Below are 18,311 nucleotides of genomic sequence, written 5' to 3'. Positions count from 1 at the left end.
GGGATGAGAGTAGGCTTTGAATATAAAGCAACTTCTTTTAATAACTTGGCCTACGGGTAAAGGGCTTTCCAGAGTAATTCGAATTTGATAATGATATGTATATAAAGAATTTTCATCGAATGTAACAAAGCTCGTCACATCAATAAAAAACGATTGTATGAAAGAAAAGGGGGGTTCAATTGTTTGAGCTGGTTAAATTCCACAACAGTAGATGGTTCAATGTTGTTTTGTTTGTAATCTTTTTTTCTCTGCCTTTTGTACTTTATTGGGATTTGTTTTCCGCTAATAAAAGCATAGTGACTGGAGATGGTATTCAGTTTTTCACTCAGAAGGCGTTTTTAGGTTCTTCTCTTGTCCAGGGGGATTTCCCACTTTGGAATAAATTTCTCACAAATGGTACTCCTTTTGCTTTGGACTTTACAAATAGCGCATTTTACCCTATAGCGCTTATACTATCCATTTTACCTTTTAAATTGCTTATGTATTCGTTTTATGCGATCCATTTGGCGATTGGATCTTTTTTTACATATTTATTTACTAAAGAAATTGGCTGTGGCAAGGTAGCGAGCTTATGTACTGCTTTGATTTATGAGCTTTCGATTCATATGGGAGGGTATCGCAAGGAGCATATTGTTATTATTGTCACCATTGTCTATTTACCGGCAATTCTTTATTTTATACAAAAATATATGATTACTAAAAGAATAAAATGGTTACTCTTGTCTTCTGTAGCTATGACATTTCAGTTTTATATCGCTTATATACAAGATGTAGTTTACACAGATATTGCGGCAGGTATATTTTTATTGATTGTTGGACTATATAACAAAATAAAATTAAAAAAAATTATAACAGATGGGCTGCTGTGGGGGCTTTCCTATTTAGGTTTGATTTCGTTTCAATTACTACCTACAGTACAGCTTGTGCAGGAGTATGGGCAGTCTGGAGCAACAGCTGCATCCATAGAGTATTTTAAAGGTTATTCGATTCATTATATGAAACTATTAATGATGCTTTTCCCACGTATCTATGGCGAAAATGTATATGAACCGTTTGGAACAGCTTATTCATCTGGCTTTGACATAGAATTGTTTTTGGGAGTGTTTGTACTTCTTATTATCTTGTTTGGTGCAACTCGTTATTTTACTGATTTTAGGATAAAATTATCGCTTGGCATGATGGTTGGAGCATTTCTTTTTTCAGCAAACGCGCACATTCCACTGCTAAGCGAATTTCTTTATCAAATTCCAGCAATAAACGGCTTTCGTGTTCCGTCGCGTGCACTTTTCATTTTCATTTTCTTTGCATTGGTGTTATTTGCAATCACACTCTCGAAACTAAGTGTACCTCGACAATCGGAAAATTTCTATCGATTTTCTAAATGGTTTGCTTTAGGGATATGCTCGGTACTTTGTTGTGCTATTTTTGCGAATTTAATAAATCTGATGTCAGTCCAAAAATTTAATTTTGATGACATCAGAACTTTTTATAACTATTGTAAAATCGTTTTTTTACCAGGATTGCTTGTTTTAATTGCAGCGTATTTTGTTGCGTTTTCACTTTATAAAGGGAGTAAAAAATGGTCAGGAGCGCAGTACAATAAGGTTTATGGGTGCTTTGGGGTGGTGATAGTTTTGTTTACCATCGTAGAAACCAATTCCTTTAGCACTATCTCCCGTTCAACAAATTTTGAAGTTTTTAATTTAAAAGATAAAGCTAGTCAAGTTATTGCTCAAAATATTGGGAATTATAAAGTTTGGGATGCCTTTCCTGGTATAGATGGTGGGCATGAGAGCTTTATCTCTCAAAATTCAAATTTATATAAAGGAATTTCTACGATTAATGCTTTTATTCCATTTAATAATCCTCGAATATACAAGCTCTTTTCAAACGGAAATCAGGCACCTTTAAACTTTACTGGGCTTCTTACAGGTTCACTGAACGCTGAAGATAATTTGTTGTTGCAAAACGATTTATTGTCTATGTTGGGGGTAAAATATATTATTGATTCTAGCAATCTTATTAATGAAAAGGGAGAAATAAAAAAGATCATAGGAGAAAAGGCAGTTGTGTATGAAAAGGATATAATTTCGATTCCTGATTTAATGGGGAAAGTATTTGTTTTTTCCCAACCAGTTGCAATAAAGCCGCAAACATACTATAAGGTGGAGTTTAACGCAAATTCTGTAGGGCAGCAGGAATTATTTTATGTAGATTTATATGGTGGGGAGAAATATGATCAACCAGAACAACAAAAGAATTTTCATATTCAAGTTGGTACCTCTAGGCATACAGGTTATGTCTATTCAGGAGACTCCGCAGCAATAGACAATATATATTTGAGAGTAGTTTCCACCCCTACATCTGAAATGCATATAACCAATTTTGTTATTACAGAAATGGAAACCCAAATACAGGAACATGTATATAAACCTTTTTTGATTGACGAAGGAAATCGCATTTTTGAAAATATTAATGCGAAGGACATCTTGTATGTTCCTCAAAAGACAATGTCGATTAAGGATGTAAATGATATTTATGGGAATATATATGATTACGATCTATCTAATGTAAGCTATATAGAGAACTTCAAGAATGTGGATTTGACGAATACCAATACTAACATTTCTGTGGGGAATTTTAAAAATAACAGCATTAAAGCGGTCGTACACTCTGACAAGCCTTCTTTTATAAATTTCTCTCAAAACTACTATCCAGGGTGGAAAGCAAAGGTAAATGGTAAAGAAACGCAGATATACATGGTGAATGGTCTAATCCAGGGAATCGAAGTACCTATGGGCGACTCAGAGATTGAGTTTTATTTTTTTCCGAGAATACTTTTTGTGGGTGGGTTTATTACTCTATTGACACTGGTTGTTATGGCATATATTATTGTGAGAGAAAGTCGGAAAGATCCGATTGTACTAAATAATAATACTTAACTTGAATTCTGCAATAAAACATGTTGTAAATCTATGTGATCAAATGGTACTAAAACATAAGTTCTGTCGAGGGTCTGAAAAAGGATATCTACCAAAGTTTGAAAAATTATAGGTAACCAGTCCATAAAACTCTCAAGATTTTATCTCGCTCAATATATGGAGGCCTTGGACTTCCAATGTTCCTCATGATGATGTCAATATTGAGTGGTACGAATAGCTTTGTCAAACCTGATTGGCGACCGATGGTTTCTCCTTCTCCTTCTCTTTGGATTTACGTTCGTACTTTCGAAAGGAACACTGCGAGAAGCACAACTCCTTCCTTTCGGTGCCGCGGCGAGATATTCAAGGAAAATGGTTGAGGTTATTAGCGTAGAAGGGTTGTCTCTTTAATAAAGACTTTTTTGCTGATAAAGAATATGTGGATATAGGATTCTGCTTGGAAAGCGTTCATTGTTTTCGTGCTATAGCATAACATAAACTTTGATAGAGAAAAGGAGTTGATACTAACAATATTTACTCCTTTTTTTAATAATCAGGGTTCAACACGAAAAAAAAAGCAAGTTGAGCTTGGAAAAACCCATTTGATCATCCTTATTGTTGTAAGTACTACCCAACAACTGTCCGATTATATCCAATTATCCACAGTTTTGGACCCCAACGATCCTATGCTCTATTCCTGCTAACGCCCTGACAGTTCAGAATAAAAGACTACATGCTCCACCCGTACTTCTTAAACTGTCAAAGTTAAAATGTAGAGAATGAGCGAGGAATCAGGTGATAACATTACTATTTAGTAGGAGTGTACATGGTGGTTAAATTAACTGTAGTGGCTACATTATATAAGTCATCCACTTATATAACTGAATTTTATCAAAGGATTAAACAGACATCTGAAAGTATAACGCATGATTTCGAAATTGTGTTTGTAAATGATGGTTCGCCGGATCAATCATTAGAAATAGTTTTATCATTAAGGGAAAGTGATAATAGAATTAAAGTAATTGACTTATCCAGAAATTTTGGTCATCATAACGCCATTATGACAGGTCTTAGTTTTGCTAAGGGAGAATATGTTTTTCTTATTGATGTGGATTTGGAAGAGCCTCCCGAATTACTTGAATTATTTTGGCGGGAAATGCTAATCAATAAAGAGGTTGATGTTCTTTACGGTGTTCAGATGAAAAGAAAAGGAGGTGTTTTCGAAAAAATAACAGGTGGAATATTTTATGGTGTCTATAATTACCTATCTAACGATAAGATTATACACAATACGGCTACGTGCCGGTTGATGAAGTCAGACTATGTAAAAGCTCTTGTTTCACATCAAGAAAGGGAGGTTTTCTTAGCCGGGTTATTTGCGATAACAGGTTATAACCAAAAACCAATTTCAGTAATAAAACACAGTACAAGCCCTACGACATATTCATTCAACAAAAAGTTAGCTCTTATGATAAATGCTATTACATCATTTTCAAATAAGCCATTAGAATTTATTTTTAATATAGGCTCATTAATATCTTCGATTTCTTTTGGATTTGTAATTTTCTTACTTTTGAGACAATTATTGTTCGGGATAAGTATGGTAGGTTGGACTTCAATTGTTGCATCTATTTGGTTAATGGGTGGAATGATCATTTTTTGTTTGGGTATCGTAGGTATTTATATTTCAAAAATATTTACTGAAGTAAAACAAAGACCTTACACTATTGTGAAAAATACATATGGACAGGAGGAATGATAACATTTTGTTCGATTATACTAAGTTTATTGTTTTTACAGGTAATCAATTTAAAGAGCATGCCTAACAATATGCAGATTCACAGTTTAGTGTTTTCTGGATTTATTTGATGAATACTTGTATGAAAAATTAAATGCAAACCAATGAATGTTATATTGATAAGTATAAGCCAATGGATTATTGTGCAAATTGTTACAAGAGTACGGCATGAACTTCAAACTCTGAAAGAAATTGAATTTTGAAGTGGCAATCTGACCTCGGGATGCTTGTAGACTTTTAACTTAGGAATCGATCGCAAAAAAGGTCTCTGACAGACTGTTAATTAATTACTGGTTATGGCACGTGAAGTTCAGTATGAGATTATTCCCATTCAGATGAGTCGCTCCATGGTTATCTATTAATTTCTCTATGGCTGTCACAAACATCTATGATCATGCGTCTTTCTCTCTCGCGAATCACTTGTGATACATTGTTATAAAAGAGCGACTGTCTTAGCTTATAGAACATCGTAACTCTTGGGTACGGACGCCATAAATTTCTTTTTCGTGTTGCTATTTTTAATTACCTAATCCATAATACTAATTCCAGAATACTCAATCATAGAATTTAAATTGGATTTATTTCTTAATAACTGTCTTACAGTTTATTAATACATTGTTTTGATTATTTTTGGAGGTTTATAATAAATGCAAAAAATCGTAATATTTGGGACTGGCGATTTTGCTGAATTAGCTTACTATTATTTTAATAATGATATTAATTATGAGGTTGTAGCGTTCACAGTGAACAAATTGTATATATCCACTGACAAGTTCTTAGGATTGCCTCTAATTCCATTTGAAATTGTTGAAAGTATATACCCCCAAGACCAGTTTCATATGTTTGTAGCTGTAGGTTATACACAAATAAACAAGGTTCGAAGTAATATATATATGCAGGCTAAAAGTAAAGGTTATCGCTTTGCATCATTTATAAGTAATGATGCTATAATTGCTAAAAATGTTCAATTGGGTGCCAACAGTTTTATTTTAGAAGGTGTTATTGTTCAACCGTTTGTAAAGGTAGGAGATGCTGTTATTCTTTGGAGTGGTTGTCATATCGGACATCACTCAATAATAAATAATTATTGTTTTATTGCGCCCAATGCTTCCTTATCAGGTAATGTCATAATTAACGAAGGGTGCTTCATTGGAAATAGTGCAGTAATTCGCGATAGTGTTGAGGTCGGAAGAGAGTGTGTTATTGGTGCCGGAGTCGCTATTCTTGGGAATACTGTGGAAAAAAGCGTATATAAGTCAATTCATTCTATGCCTATGGGTATTTCTAGTGACCAATTAAGGAGTATTTAAAAATGAAAACAGTAGCTGTACTTCAATCGAACTATATTCCTTGGAAAGGTTATTTTGATATAATTCATGATGTTGATCTATTTATATTTTATGACGATGTCCAATATACCAAGAACGATTGGAGAAACCGTAATAAAATAAAGACGTCTAAAGGGACACAGTGGCTGACTATTCCTATTGGTTCACACAATGAGCAACTGATTTGTGAAGTAGAACTTACCAATAAGCAATGGGGTAAAAAACATTATACAAGTTTACAAGCTAATTACTCAAAGGCTCCATATTTTAAAAGATATAATGAATTTTTACAATATGTTTATCTTGAAAAAATGTGGGAATCATTATCAGATTTAAATCAGTATTTAATAAAAACTATCTCTTTAGATTTTCTTGGAATTAAGACGGAATTTAAAGATTCTCGTGAATTTTCATTACAAGGTAATAAGTTAGATCGTCTATTAATGTTACTTGAGCATGCGAAGACAGATAATTATATTTCTGGACCTTCCGCTAAGGATTATATTGAAGAGAAATACTTTATTGAGAGAAAGATTAATCTATACTATAAAGATTACCCTAATTATCCCGAATATCAGCAATTACACCCTCCTTTCGATCACTATGTCTCTATATTAGATACATTGTTTAACGCTGGGAATGATTCCCCTTATTTTATATGGGGATGGAAAGAAAGTTTAATATTATGAAGGATGCAACAAGTAAATTTGCGGCTATTCTTTTTTTATTTACAAGTATTTTTTTTCAAACAATCGCAATTTATTTTGGCAAAGTATCTGCTAATCATGTGGAATTCGGCCATATTATTACAGTACTTTTAAATCCATATTACATCGCATCATTAATGTCCCTCATGGTACAAGCATTTTTTTGGCATTTAACACTTAAACGAATCGAATTATCCGTAGCTTATCCGTCTACATCAATTGTTTTTATTTTTATAATATTTATTAGTTATTATGTGTTTAAAGAAGATATTAGTATAAATAATCTAATGGGTATTGCGATTATGATGGTTGGTGTAATCGTTTTAAATAAATAGGTGGAATTTATGGGGATTATTTTACTATCTGTTTTTGTTGTCTTGTTAAATGGTGTGTGTCAGATTTTTTTGAAAATTGGGGCAGAAAAAAGCAAGCTAACTGCTAATAGTAACTTATTTGTTAAATTCCTTAATTCGTATTCTTATATTCTAATAGGATATTTTGGGTTCGTATGTATAACTATATTAACCACTTATCTACTCAAGTTTTTCCCTTTAAAGACACTAACAACAATTATGTCTTCAAATTATGTTATTACATCTATTTTGGCTTTTATTATTTTAAAAGAAAAAATCACAACAAACAAACTATTAGGCATCTTACTAATTTTGATTGGGATAATCGTTTATCACTTATGACTAGGAGGTTAATTATGATTCCATTTAATATTCCTGCAGTCACCGGGAATGAAATAAAATATATTGAAGAAGCCCTGTATCTTTTAAAGTTATCTGGCGACGGAGTCTTCACAAAAAGATGTCATGAATGGTTTGAACTGAATTTTCTAGCTGAAAAAGCACTTCTTACAACATCTTGCACACATGCACTAGAAATGTCTGCAATCTTAGCAGATATTAAACTAGGTGACGAAGTTATAATGCCATCTTACACTTTTGTTTCTACCGCAAATGCTTTTGTACTTCGAGGTGCGAAAATTGTGTTTGTTGATATCAGACCAGATACAATGAATATAAATGAAAAGTTAATAGAGAGTGCGATTACAAAAAAAACTAAGGCGATAGTTGCAGTTCATTATGCGGGTGTTTCTTGCGAAATGGATGAAATATTAAGGATTGCAAGTCATTATGATCTACTAGTTATTGAAGATGCGGCGCAAGGAGTAATGAGTCGTTACAAACAAAAGCATTTAGGCACCATAGGTCATATGGGATGTTATAGCTTCCACGAAACTAAAAATTATAATTGCGGTGAAGGAGGAGCTTTATTAGTTAATGACGAACGGTTCATTGAAAGGTCCGAAATAATTAGAGAAAAAGGAACAAATCGTTCTAAATTTTTTAGAGGGCAAGTAGATAAATATACTTGGGTAGATCTGGGATCATCTTATTTGCCAAGTGAAATAAATGCTGCATTTTTATATGCACAACTTGATATGGCAACGAATATTAATTTGAATAGACTTGCTAGTTGGAATCATTATTATTCAGGATTACTGCATCTACAAAAGCGGGGTTTTATTGATCTACCTCATGTACCTTCAGATTGTGAACATAACGCTCATATGTTTTATATCAAAACCAAAGATTTAGATGAGAGAACAAATTTAATAGACTATTTGATGAAAAATGAAATTTTGAGTGTCTTTCACTACATCCCACTTCACAATGCTGATGCTGGAATGAAATATGGGAGATTCCATGGATCTGACCTCTTTACTACACAAGAGAGTGAACGATTACTGCGGTTACCAATGTATTATAATTTAAAGAATTCGGAAATTGAATATATTGTAGGACTAATTGAACGCTTTTATCAAAAGAAATTTTTATATTAAGATTTGGAGGTTCTTAAATGAAAGGTGTAATATTAGCTGGTGGAACTGGTTCTCGTCTATATCCATTAACTAAAGTCACAAATAAACATTTGCTTCCAGTCGGAAGATATCCAATGATATATCATTCAATTCAAAAATTAATAAAAGCGGATATTCATGATATATTAATTGTTACTGGTCGAGATCATATGGGTGCAGTTGTTAACCTTTTGGGAAGTGGTCATGAGTTCGGTGTAAGTTTCACTTATAAAGTGCAGGATCAAGCAGGTGGAATTGCTCAAGCATTAGGCTTGGCTGAAAACTTTGTAGGTGATAATTCGATGGTAGTTATATTAGGTGATAATGTATTTGAAGATGACATTTCCGTATATGTGAGAAAGTTTATAGAGCAAGAAAAAGGAGCGAAAATTTTAATAAAGGATGTTCATGATCCAGAAAGATATGGAGTAGCCGAACTATCTGGAGGTCATATTTTATCCATCGAAGAGAAGCCTAAGCTACCGAAGAGTTCATATGCGGTTACTGGAGTTTACATGTATGACAACAATGTATTTAATATTATCAAAACCCTAAAACCTTCTAATCGTGGGGAAATGGAAATTACCGATGTTAATAATGCTTATGTTGAGCAGAATCAATTGACCTTTGATATTCTTTCAGGTTGGTGGACAGACGCGGGCACTCATTCTTCGCTAGCACTTGCGTATGAACTATCCAAGGATCTTGATTTTGGTGACGATTTCGGTCGGAAATAAGTCTGTTGGTGGTGATCATGTATAATAGTGCCAATGTCAAGTTTGAAAATATACTAATATTGAATCAGAGAACCCGCCCAGATGACAAAAATCTTCTGCACCGTGCGTAGGTTCCAAGCGTCCGGTGGGGGGGACCAGTTAGCCACATGCCGGTCATTCTATATAAAACAAGGATTAAATGAAAAGACAGTTTGTGAAAGTAGGAATATTCAATGTGGTGTGCGGATATAATTATTATTTGTATATTTTAATATGGACTATATAAATGCTTCCTTTTATCGGAACAGGTTCATGTTTTAACGAGCTCGGAAGTATCTAATAAGCGTCTCCTCCCAGTAGGGGAAACATCCAATGATCTTCCATTCTGCTTAAACTTAAAAAATCTGGAATCAAGACATTCTTATCGTTACTGGCAATGATCATATGAATGAGATAGTTAACCTTCTGAATAGTGGTCATGAAATGGGTATCAATTTTACGTATAAGTTCAAGGTGAGGCTGGCGGTATCTTGTACTAGCGTTGGATTTGGAGGAGCTATTGCGGATAATGATCAGAAGGTTGTTTCTGGTCGATAATGTTTTTTCGGATAGCATTGTTTGCTCATGTTGATAATTCCAAGAGAAAAAAGAGGGATGCTAAGATTATGCTTCAGGAAGTTTATGACCCGATAGATTTGGCGTTGCAAACTGAAGGATGGTAAAATTGTATCCATCGGAGAAAACTTCCGGAATTCCAAGAGCAGCTACGCATTAACAGACATATATTGAAAGAGGTCAAGTGACTTATGATATTCTCCGAGGCTGATGGGCAGACGTGGGCACTCACGGCTCTTTAACCAAAGATAATGAATTGGCGAAAAGTAAAATATTCGATGAAGGGGATTGTAGATCCCCTCAGAAGCTGATATTCCAAGAACAAATTTTTGTAGTCCACATGGGAGCTCTCTCATGGGCAAATCTGTTGGTGACATTGTTAGTGGGAACGCACCTATGGGAGTCATTCAGAATTTGGCAGATTAAAATAGGCAGGTGTGCCGCAATGAAAATTTTAACTACAAAAATTCAAAGTGTAATTATTATCGAGCCTGCTGTATTCGAAGATCATCGTGGTTTTTTTATGGAGAGTTACAACGGTAAGATGTTTCAAGAACTAGGCATTGAGAATATTTTTATACAGGATAATCACTCGCTCTCTGTTGAAACAGGTGTATTAAGAGGACTCCATTATCAACTTAATCCTCAGGCACAAACAAAGTTGGTTCGTGTGACAGCCGGAGCTATTTATGACGTTGTTGTGGATATTCGCCAGAAATCTCCTACATTTGGTCAGTGGGTGGGAGTGATCCTAAGTGCAGCAAATAAAAGGCAACTTCTGGTACCTCAAGGCTTTGCTCATGGATTTTGTACGTTGGTACCTAATACGGAAGTGCTATATAAGGTAGATGGATACTACTCACCCGAGCATGATCGTGGTATTGCTTGGAATGATCCTGCTTTGGCAATTGATTGGCCTACCACAACACCTATCCTTTCTCATAAAGACACTAAGTATCCTGTTCTTGCAGATGCAGAAACGAATTTCGAATAGCGGAGGCCAACCCATGAAAGTATTGATTACCGGTGGTGCCGGATTTATCGGTAGTAATTTTGTGATTTATATGCTCAATAAATATCCCGATTATCAGTTTGTGAATTTGGATGTACTTACTTATGCAGGTAATTTGGAGAATTTGGAAAGTATTCAACAACATCCGAATTATTCTTTTGTAAAAGGTGACATCGCTGATGCTTCAACCTTGGATGAAATCTTTAGTCAGGGTATAGATGTTGTTGTTAATTTTGCAGCAGAGTCTCACGTAGACCGGAGTATCATGGATCCGCAAATTTTTGTTAAAACTAATGTAATGGGGACACAGGTAGTATTGGATGCTGCCAAGAAGTATGGAGTTCAGAAATTTGTTCAGATTTCAACTGATGAGGTGTATGGTTCTTTAGGTGCAACCGGATTATTCACAGAGCTAACCCCGTTAACACCTAACAGTCCATACTCGGCGAGTAAAGCTGGTGGAGATCTATTGGTCAAGGCTTATCATGAAACCTTTGGCATGAATGTGAATATCACTCGCTGCTCCAATAATTATGGACCGTACCAATTTCCCGAAAAGCTAATTCCTTTAATGATCTCTAATGCACTCAATGATAAATCATTACCTGTTTACGGAGATGGCTTAAACATTCGTGACTGGTTATATGTAGAAGACCATTGCAGTGCGATTGATCTTGTTATGCATAGCGGTGTGAGTGGTGAAGTTTATAATATCGGTGGAAATAATGAAAGAACAAATATACAGATCATAGAAGCTATTTTGACTGAATTAAACAAGCCGAGCACATTAATTACGTATGTAAAAGACCGCCTCGGTCATGACAGGCGGTATGGTATTGATGCTATTAAAATAACGGATGAGCTGGGATGGCAGCCGAAATATCATTTTGAGTCTGGGATTAAAGAGACGATTCAGTGGTATTTAAACAATAAAGAATGGTGGCAGCGGATTCAGTCTGGTGAATACCAAGCTTACTATGATCAACAATACGCTTCAAGATAGGTGGATGGAATGAAAGTAATAGTTACGGGAGCTAATGGGCAACTGGGTACGGATGTTGCAGCCTTGTTTAAAGAGGGTCATGAGGTTATTGGCGTAGGGCGAAACGAGCTGGATATTACAAACCTTGACCAGTGCATAGATGTGATAGGAAAGCATCAACCAGACGTAATTATTCATTGCGCCGCGCATACAGCAGTAGACTTAGCTGAAAGTGACGAGGATGCAGCCTACCAAGTAAATGCCTATGGTACTCGGAATTTGGCGGTTGCAGCGGAACAAATAGGCTGTAAGATTTGTTATATCAGTACGGATTATGTATTTGATGGTACATCAACGAAGCCTTACAAAGAATATGACAACACTAACCCCACCAGTGTATATGGAAAATCAAAGCGTGCCGGAGAAAGCTTGGTTCAAGCTTTCTCCAGTAAGTTTTTTATAGTTCGGACATCTTGGGTGTATGGATTGCATGGCAATAACTTTGTGAAGACAATGTTAAAACTGGCAGTGGGCAGAGACCAATTAAAAGTCGTACATGATCAAGTCGGTTCACCTACGTTCACCGAAGATTTAGCAGAGTTTCTATTGAGATTAGTTACAACTGAAAAATATGGTGTTTACCATGCTTCTAACAGTGGCATATGCTCATGGTATGATTTTGCGAAAGCCATCTTTGAGGAAAGTAATGTCTCCATTATGGTTAGTCCGTGTACAACAGAAGAGTTTCCAAGACCTGCACCGCGGCCGAAGTATTCAGTTATGGATCATATGTCTATACGTGCGAATGGGTTTGCTGATTTAAGGCCTTGGCAAGAAGGTCTAAGGGATTTTCTAAAGAAATATAATGGAGTGAATGGTGTATCCTTATGAGTAGTGTAGGTGTCCATATCGTTACGTATAATAGCGAAGCTTATATTGTGGATTGTCTGACTGCTGTGTTGAACCAGATATATCCGATTGATTCGATTATTGTGATTGATAATGCTTCATCTGATAAAACGCAAGAATTGTTACAACCCTATTTAAATCGAATTACTTATGTTGCTAATTCGGTTAACAACGGATTTGCCGGGGGACACAATCAAGCTATACGTTTATCAGAAGCTGAATACATTTTGGTGCTGAATCCGGATGTCACTATGCATCCGGATTATGTTAGTTCGCTTATGAAGCAATGTAAGCAGGATTCATCTCTAGGAAGCGCTACAGGGAAGCTGCTGTTTAAACGATCTCCGGAAGTAATTGACAGTACAGGTCTTATAATTACGAAGTCTAGACGAGGATTTGATAGAGGGGCTGGGGACAGCAGCGAGGCATGGAACATAAGTGGTGATGTGTTTGGAGTTTGCGGCGCTGCGGCACTTTACTCTAAAAAAATGGTGGACGCTATTAGTGTAAACGGCTGTTTTTTTGACGAGGACTTTTTTGCTTATAAAGAAGATGTTGATGTGGCTTGGCGAAGCAGGATCGGGGGGTGGAACTCCTTTTATTGTGCGGAAGCTGTTGCTTATCATGATCGCGGATGGAAGAAAGGATCGAGAAGTCAAACTTCCTTGTTTGTAAGGAGGCTTTCCTATATCAATCGCTATAAAATGATCATTAAAAACGATACCATGAAGTACTTGTTCCTTAATTGTATACCATTAATCATGTATGAGGTTATGAGTCTAGGGTACTTCATAATCAGAGAACCTCAAGTATTAACAACATGGATAGATCTGGTTAAAAACTTGTCAAGTTTACTGAAGAAAAGAAAGATAATTCAAAACGCTAGAAAGATTGATTTCACCAAAATTTACGCTTATTTCAAGTAATGTCTTCGTTTCCGGGTGCGCATGAAGTAATTTTCGTGGTATACTATTAGCTATACCAATAATATGGAGAAATGATAAATGGATGTAAGTGTTATTATTCTTAATTACAATACATGTCAATTAACGCTAAATGCCATTAAGTCCGTATATGATTCTCAAACTTCTTATAGCTATGAGATTATCGTTGTTGATAATCATTCGACTGATAATTCTGTTATGGAGATTAAACGCAGACATCCTGATGTAAGGCTGATTGAAAATCCAAGCAACGATGGTTTCTCAAAAGGTAATAATATAGGGATTAAAATAGCTATCGGGCGATATATATTATTGTTGAACTCAGACACGATTATGGGTTCCGATTCCTTGCAGACTATGATTGCTTTTATGGATCAGAATTCGTCTATTGGTGCTGCTGGCTGCAAAATTGTTTTGCCAGACGGTTCTCTGGACAAAGCTTGCAAGAGAGGATTTCCAACACCATCAGCCTCGTTCTACTATGCTTTTGGTATATCTAAGCTTTTTCCAAAGGTCCCACGATTTAATCAATACCAATTAGGATATCTCGATCCCGATCAGGACTACCCTGTAGATTGTTTGGTAGGTGCGTTTATGATGGTCAGGAAACAAGTGATGGATCAGGTGGGCATGCTAGACGAGGAATTCTTCATGTATGGTGAAGATATTGATTGGTGCTATAGAATCAAACAAGGGGGATGGCAGATTCATTACTATCCTTACACTCAAATTGTACATCATAAGGGCGCGAGCAGCAGACGCAAGCCTTTTAAAATCATATATGAGTTTCATCGGGCGATGTATTTATTTCATAGAAAGCATTATCGGCAAAAGTATAATTTTGTAGTTAATAGTCTTGTTTACTTGGGTATTACTCTGAAATTCATTGTATCCTTGGCATTAAATCGATTTGGATCCGTGAGGTGATTCTGTTTGGTAAGACAAAGCCAAAGATTTTTGTCCCAATTATATGCTATATCGGATTTTTTTTGTATACAACTCGTGTTCTTGTTTTCATGGTGGCTGAAGTTTGACAGTGGTTTTATTCCATTCGATCATACGCTTCCTTTTAACAGGTATGTTTTGTGGAGCTCTATCTATGGTGTTATTGCTATATTTATTAGTTATTTTATGAATTTTTATACGCCGAAACGTAAGAAGCGGTTTTCTTATGAATTGTTTACGATCATTCAGGTGCATTTTATTAGCTTGATGTTCTTGTTAAGCTTTTTGTTCGTTTTTAAAGAGCTGGATGTATCGCGTTCTTATTTGTTGTTATTTCTAATCAATAACATTTTATTTGTTAGCTTTTATCGGTATATTTTGAAGACTACATTAAAACGATATCGGCAAAAAGGTTATAACAAACAATATGTGCTCGTTGTGGGTGCGGGCTCATTAGGCAGAAGATTTTATGATAATCTTTCCCTTCATCCCGAGTTAGGCTATGAAGTTGTGGGATTTTTGGATGATTACCAATCCGAGCATGAGCATGCTAAGGAGAACTACAAACCAATTATGGGTAAGGTCGATGAGTTGGAGTATTTTATGGAAAAAGACTTGATTGATGAAGTAATTATTGCTTTGCCGTTATATGCCCATGAGAAGTACCCACAAATTATTAATGCCTGTGAAAAAGCAGGAGTGAAAACTTTAATTATTCCGGATTTTTATGGTTATTTGCCTTCTAAGCCCTTTTTCGATAATTTCGCAGGTATCCCATTAATTAATGTTAGAGATATCCCGTTGGATGAGTTTCGGAATCGTTTTTTCAAGAGAGCATTTGATTTATTATTCTCGCTTACGGCCATTTTATTTATTTCTCCCGTACTTATCTTAATAGCAATAGGCATAAAATTCACATCACCGGGACCCATCATTTTCAAGCAAGAACGTGTTGGGCTAAATAGACGGAAATTTATGATGTATAAATTCCGCTCAATGAGAGTTCAAACAGAGTCTGATTCTGACACACAATGGACTGTAGAAAATGATCCTCGTAAAACGAAGTTTGGCTCCTTTTTACGTAAGACCAGTCTGGACGAGCTTCCACAGTTTTTTAATGTGTTGTTCGGTCATATGAGTGTTGTGGGTCCAAGACCTGAAAGACCATTTTTCGTAGAGCAGTTTAAAGGCGAGGTTCCCAAATATATGGTCAAGCATCATATCCGGCCAGGTATAACAGGATGGGCTCAATCGAACGGTCTGCGGGGGGACACCTCGATTGAAGACAGGATTAAATTAGATATTTTTTATATTGAGAATTGGAGTTTTTTGTTTGATATTAAAATAATTTTTCGAACGATTATTAATGGGTTTGTAAATAAAAATGCATATTGAGTTATGATATCGCTCCTATGACCAACTGGTTATGGGGGTTTTATTATCTCTCGATATGTTGTCCCCACATAACTGACAAGAATGCAGTGGGACTGATCAATGGAATCGCTGCAATGAGTGCCGAAACTTTCCACGGCGGATCTTGGGGAAGGTAAACCAGCCTACAGCTTACAGACTACGTTAGCCTAAGGCAACTGGTTACGTTGCACCCGTTAGCCACATTAGCGTCAACGGAGTACACCAAGCAAGAAGTAACTCTAGTAAAGCTAAGTAGGGCTTGTTGAATAACAACGAATTCCTTTATCCAAAAGAATTTACGTATCGTTATGTCGAAATACCCGGAAATAAGCCAAACCCCTTGCAGATGGAGTGAATCAGGTTGTTTAAGATAAATGAAAGTACACCAGATTTATTAAAGGATCTCCACTTACCCTTGGAGGGAATTTAAAGCCTGAGAATCGTTGGGTCCCACTAGCGCTGCTCATTCCATGGGATCGAGCGGAAGGAAATATGTGAGTTCGTTCAAATCCATAGATATAGAGCAAAATGCATATTCGGTTCGTATGGCACTGGATTCACTGATCATCAAAGAGCGCTTGGGCTTAAGTGATCATGAAACGACCCAGCAGATTGGAAGAATCCCTATTTACGATTCTTCATGGGAAAAACCGAATATGTAGTTGATGAACCACAGTTTCATCACTCCCTCCTGACTTACTTTCGTGAGCGTCTGGGCGCAGGTATTATTGCTGAGGTCAACGATTGGGTTGCATAGGAAGCATTGAAAACGGAGCAAGAAGAAGAAGCAAAGGCAAAGATGACAATGACCCAGATGATGGCTAGTTGACGATGATCGTAGGAGAATCTCCCACCATGACTAAGAAGGCTTGCAAGCCGATGAAGAGGTTTAAGGTGCTGTCAACAGAGTCCGTGGCAAGTTAAGTTCAAGCAATAAGAAAACTTGATGCTTGACGCGACGTGCGCCCTTGCGGATATCAAGTATCCAACGGATTGAAGGCTGTTGAATCATGCCCGTGAGATTCTCGAAGGGATCAGCGACAATTTGCATCGTCCATATCGAGGTCATGTGGAAAAGTCACGAACCTATCGGAAGCAAGCCAGAACACCAGTAGATGGCGATACAAGCGCTTCTTCAGCACGGTCAGAGGCGTATGCTATCTGGCCCTCGATGATGCGCAAGTCTCGGCCCACATACCCCAGTTGCTTCTTCACGGCCTTGCGAATCGTTTTTCCCTTGGGTTGGCGTTGCTTCGATACGTTTAAAAAGGCTTTGCGGGCCTGGTTCCGGTACGTGCGTGCTTGTCCATCGTCCCCACCAGCGGCTGGTGCAGCGTGTCCATGATCGTCTCCAAGATTTCGCGCGAATGATTCAGCAGATGCAAGTCCGTCGGGTACTTGATGTTGGCAGGCGCACAGGTCGCATCCAGCATCAGGGTGCTCCGGTTACTTGGGACTCGGGTGTTACTGGCGTTTGGGGATTCTTCTTCTGCTTGCGTACCGGTATCGTGGAAACTTCCTTTACTTTCGGAACCGTCAGCGAATCGCCGATGTCCATGACTAGCTATCCTCCCTCGGGATCGTCGTCATCATGGTCTTCCGGCGCTTCTTCCTTGGCTTTCACCGCTGCTTCCTGCTCGGATTTCAAGCCTTCTTGAACCATCCAGTCATTGATCTCAGCCAGGATTTCCGCTCCCAAGCGGGCGCGGAAATGAGTCAGGAGCGAAGGGTGGAAGGGCTCCTCATCCACGTAACCGTCATAGCCAAGAACGTATTGGAGGTACGAGTTTTCCATGATCTGCAGCGTCGTCTCCCAATAACTCAAGCCCAGACGCTCTTTGATTAAGAGAGAACCGAGCGCTACGCGCACTGGATACGCTTTTTGCCCCACGATGGGGGAACCCAAGGTCTCGAAGTACTTCTCCTCCGCCTTGTCCCATAGGACGAATTTGGCCAATTGAACCCATCGATTATTGGGGTTCAGTTTGCCACCGAAGGGAAGATAAAAGTTTTCCAGAAGGTCAGGGGTATTTTCGCTCTGACGAAACACGTTTGTTTCCTCCATCTGCAAGGGTTTTGGCTGTTTTTCGGTAAGCGTCAAATAAGACGGTGTATTGAAAAGAGCAAAGTTCATGGCCTAAACCACAAACC

General features: G+C 37.1%; 18 protein-coding genes and 1 pseudogene. 16 read left to right on the top strand and 3 right to left on the bottom strand.

The features are described from left to right. The first annotated feature begins 179 nt into the window (after window positions 1-179). From NST47_RS35260 to NST47_RS37265, 16 genes and pseudogenes are all read left to right on the top strand, one after another. Window positions 180-2,942 (top strand): YfhO family protein, encoded by a 2,763-nt coding sequence (locus tag NST47_RS35260; protein WP_341159281.1) that lies wholly within the window; start codon window positions 180-182, stop codon window positions 2,940-2,942. 808 nt (window positions 2,943-3,750) lie between these two features. After that, window positions 3,751-4,680 carry a glycosyltransferase family 2 protein gene (locus NST47_RS35255; protein WP_341159280.1) on the top strand — a complete coding sequence of 310 codons (930 nt, stop codon included), beginning with the start codon at window positions 3,751-3,753 and terminating at the stop codon, window positions 4,678-4,680. 686 nt (window positions 4,681-5,366) lie between these two features. Continuing rightward, window positions 5,367-6,029 carry an acetyltransferase gene (locus tag NST47_RS35250; RefSeq protein WP_341159279.1) on the top strand — a complete coding sequence of 221 codons (663 nt, stop codon included), beginning with the start codon at window positions 5,367-5,369 and terminating at the stop codon, window positions 6,027-6,029. 2 nt (window positions 6,030-6,031) lie between these two features. Beyond that, window positions 6,032-6,736, top strand: coding sequence for a WbqC family protein (locus NST47_RS35245; protein ID WP_341159278.1), 705 nt, complete (start codon window positions 6,032-6,034; stop codon window positions 6,734-6,736). Further along, complete coding sequence (locus NST47_RS35240; RefSeq protein WP_341159277.1) at window positions 6,733-7,089, top strand: EamA family transporter; 357 nt, start codon at window positions 6,733-6,735, stop codon at window positions 7,087-7,089. Before NST47_RS35245 ends, NST47_RS35240 begins: the two co-directional genes overlap by 4 nt. Before the next feature lie 9 nt (window positions 7,090-7,098). Continuing rightward, window positions 7,099-7,449 carry an EamA family transporter gene (locus NST47_RS37270; RefSeq protein ID WP_445667431.1) on the top strand — a complete coding sequence of 117 codons (351 nt, stop codon included), beginning with the start codon at window positions 7,099-7,101 and terminating at the stop codon, window positions 7,447-7,449. Window positions 7,450-7,463: 14 nt separating this feature from the next. Next, entirely contained in the window at window positions 7,464-8,606 is a 1,143-nt protein-coding gene (rffA, locus tag NST47_RS35235) for a dTDP-4-amino-4,6-dideoxygalactose transaminase (protein ID WP_341159276.1), read from the top strand. Window positions 8,607-8,623: 17 nt separating this feature from the next. After that, complete coding sequence (locus tag NST47_RS35230) at window positions 8,624-9,361, top strand: sugar phosphate nucleotidyltransferase (protein WP_341159275.1); 738 nt, start codon at window positions 8,624-8,626, stop codon at window positions 9,359-9,361. Window positions 9,362-10,400: 1,039 nt separating this feature from the next. After that, window positions 10,401-10,949 (top strand): dTDP-4-dehydrorhamnose 3,5-epimerase, encoded by a 549-nt coding sequence (gene rfbC, locus NST47_RS35225; protein ID WP_341159274.1) that lies wholly within the window; start codon window positions 10,401-10,403, stop codon window positions 10,947-10,949. Between the two features lie 13 nt (window positions 10,950-10,962). After that, window positions 10,963-11,970 (top strand): dTDP-glucose 4,6-dehydratase, encoded by a 1,008-nt coding sequence (gene rfbB / locus NST47_RS35220; protein WP_341159273.1) that lies wholly within the window; start codon window positions 10,963-10,965, stop codon window positions 11,968-11,970. A gap of 9 nt (window positions 11,971-11,979) precedes the next feature. Then, window positions 11,980-12,840 (top strand): dTDP-4-dehydrorhamnose reductase, encoded by an 861-nt coding sequence (gene rfbD / locus NST47_RS35215; protein ID WP_341159272.1) that lies wholly within the window; start codon window positions 11,980-11,982, stop codon window positions 12,838-12,840. Beyond that, a complete protein-coding gene (locus tag NST47_RS35210) occupies window positions 12,837-13,784 on the top strand; it encodes a glycosyltransferase family 2 protein (protein ID WP_341159271.1) in 948 nt (315 codons plus the stop codon). The genes rfbD and NST47_RS35210 overlap by 4 nt, the downstream gene beginning before the upstream one ends. Before the next feature lie 78 nt (window positions 13,785-13,862). Then, window positions 13,863-14,729: a glycosyltransferase family 2 protein gene (locus tag NST47_RS35205; protein ID WP_341159270.1), complete on the top strand. Its 867-nt coding sequence runs from the start codon at window positions 13,863-13,865 to the stop codon at window positions 14,727-14,729. Between the two features lie 6 nt (window positions 14,730-14,735). Continuing rightward, on the top strand, window positions 14,736-16,142 hold the full coding sequence (locus NST47_RS35200) for an undecaprenyl-phosphate glucose phosphotransferase (RefSeq protein ID WP_341159269.1): 1,407 nt from the start codon (window positions 14,736-14,738) through the stop codon (window positions 16,140-16,142). A gap of 512 nt (window positions 16,143-16,654) precedes the next feature. Then, a complete protein-coding gene (locus tag NST47_RS35195; RefSeq protein ID WP_341159268.1) occupies window positions 16,655-16,822 on the top strand; it encodes a hypothetical protein in 168 nt (55 codons plus the stop codon). A 281-nt stretch (window positions 16,823-17,103) separates the two neighbouring features. After that, window positions 17,104-17,265 (top strand): annotated as a pseudogene (locus NST47_RS37265) (IS5/IS1182 family transposase); the annotation flags it as partial. Between the two features lie 157 nt (window positions 17,266-17,422). On the opposite strand, the gene NST47_RS37260 reads toward NST47_RS37265, so the two are convergent. The 3 genes from NST47_RS37260 to NST47_RS35180 are packed head-to-tail and all read right to left on the bottom strand — an operon-like array spanning window position 17,423 to window position 18,294. Further along, window positions 17,423-17,593 (bottom strand): hypothetical protein, encoded by a 171-nt coding sequence (locus NST47_RS37260; RefSeq protein ID WP_445667495.1) that lies wholly within the window; start codon window positions 17,591-17,593, stop codon window positions 17,423-17,425. Continuing rightward, the gene (locus NST47_RS35185; RefSeq protein ID WP_341159267.1) at window positions 17,593-17,718 is read right to left on the bottom strand and encodes a hypothetical protein; all 126 of its coding nucleotides are present in this window, start codon (window positions 17,716-17,718) and stop codon (window positions 17,593-17,595) included. The genes NST47_RS37260 and NST47_RS35185 overlap by 1 nt, the downstream gene beginning before the upstream one ends. A 6-nt stretch (window positions 17,719-17,724) precedes the next feature. Continuing rightward, window positions 17,725-18,294, bottom strand: coding sequence for a transposase (locus NST47_RS35180; RefSeq protein ID WP_341159266.1), 570 nt, complete (start codon window positions 18,292-18,294; stop codon window positions 17,725-17,727). Window positions 18,295-18,311: the final 17 nt, after the last annotated feature.

It is taken from the genome of Paenibacillus sp. FSL H8-0034, from assembly GCF_038000305.1.
In the GTDB taxonomy this organism is placed as follows: Bacteria; Bacillota; Bacilli; order Paenibacillales; family NBRC-103111; genus Paenibacillus_S.
The sequence above is the reverse complement of the archived record's forward strand: the minus strand, read 5'-3'. Positions and strand labels throughout refer to the sequence as shown.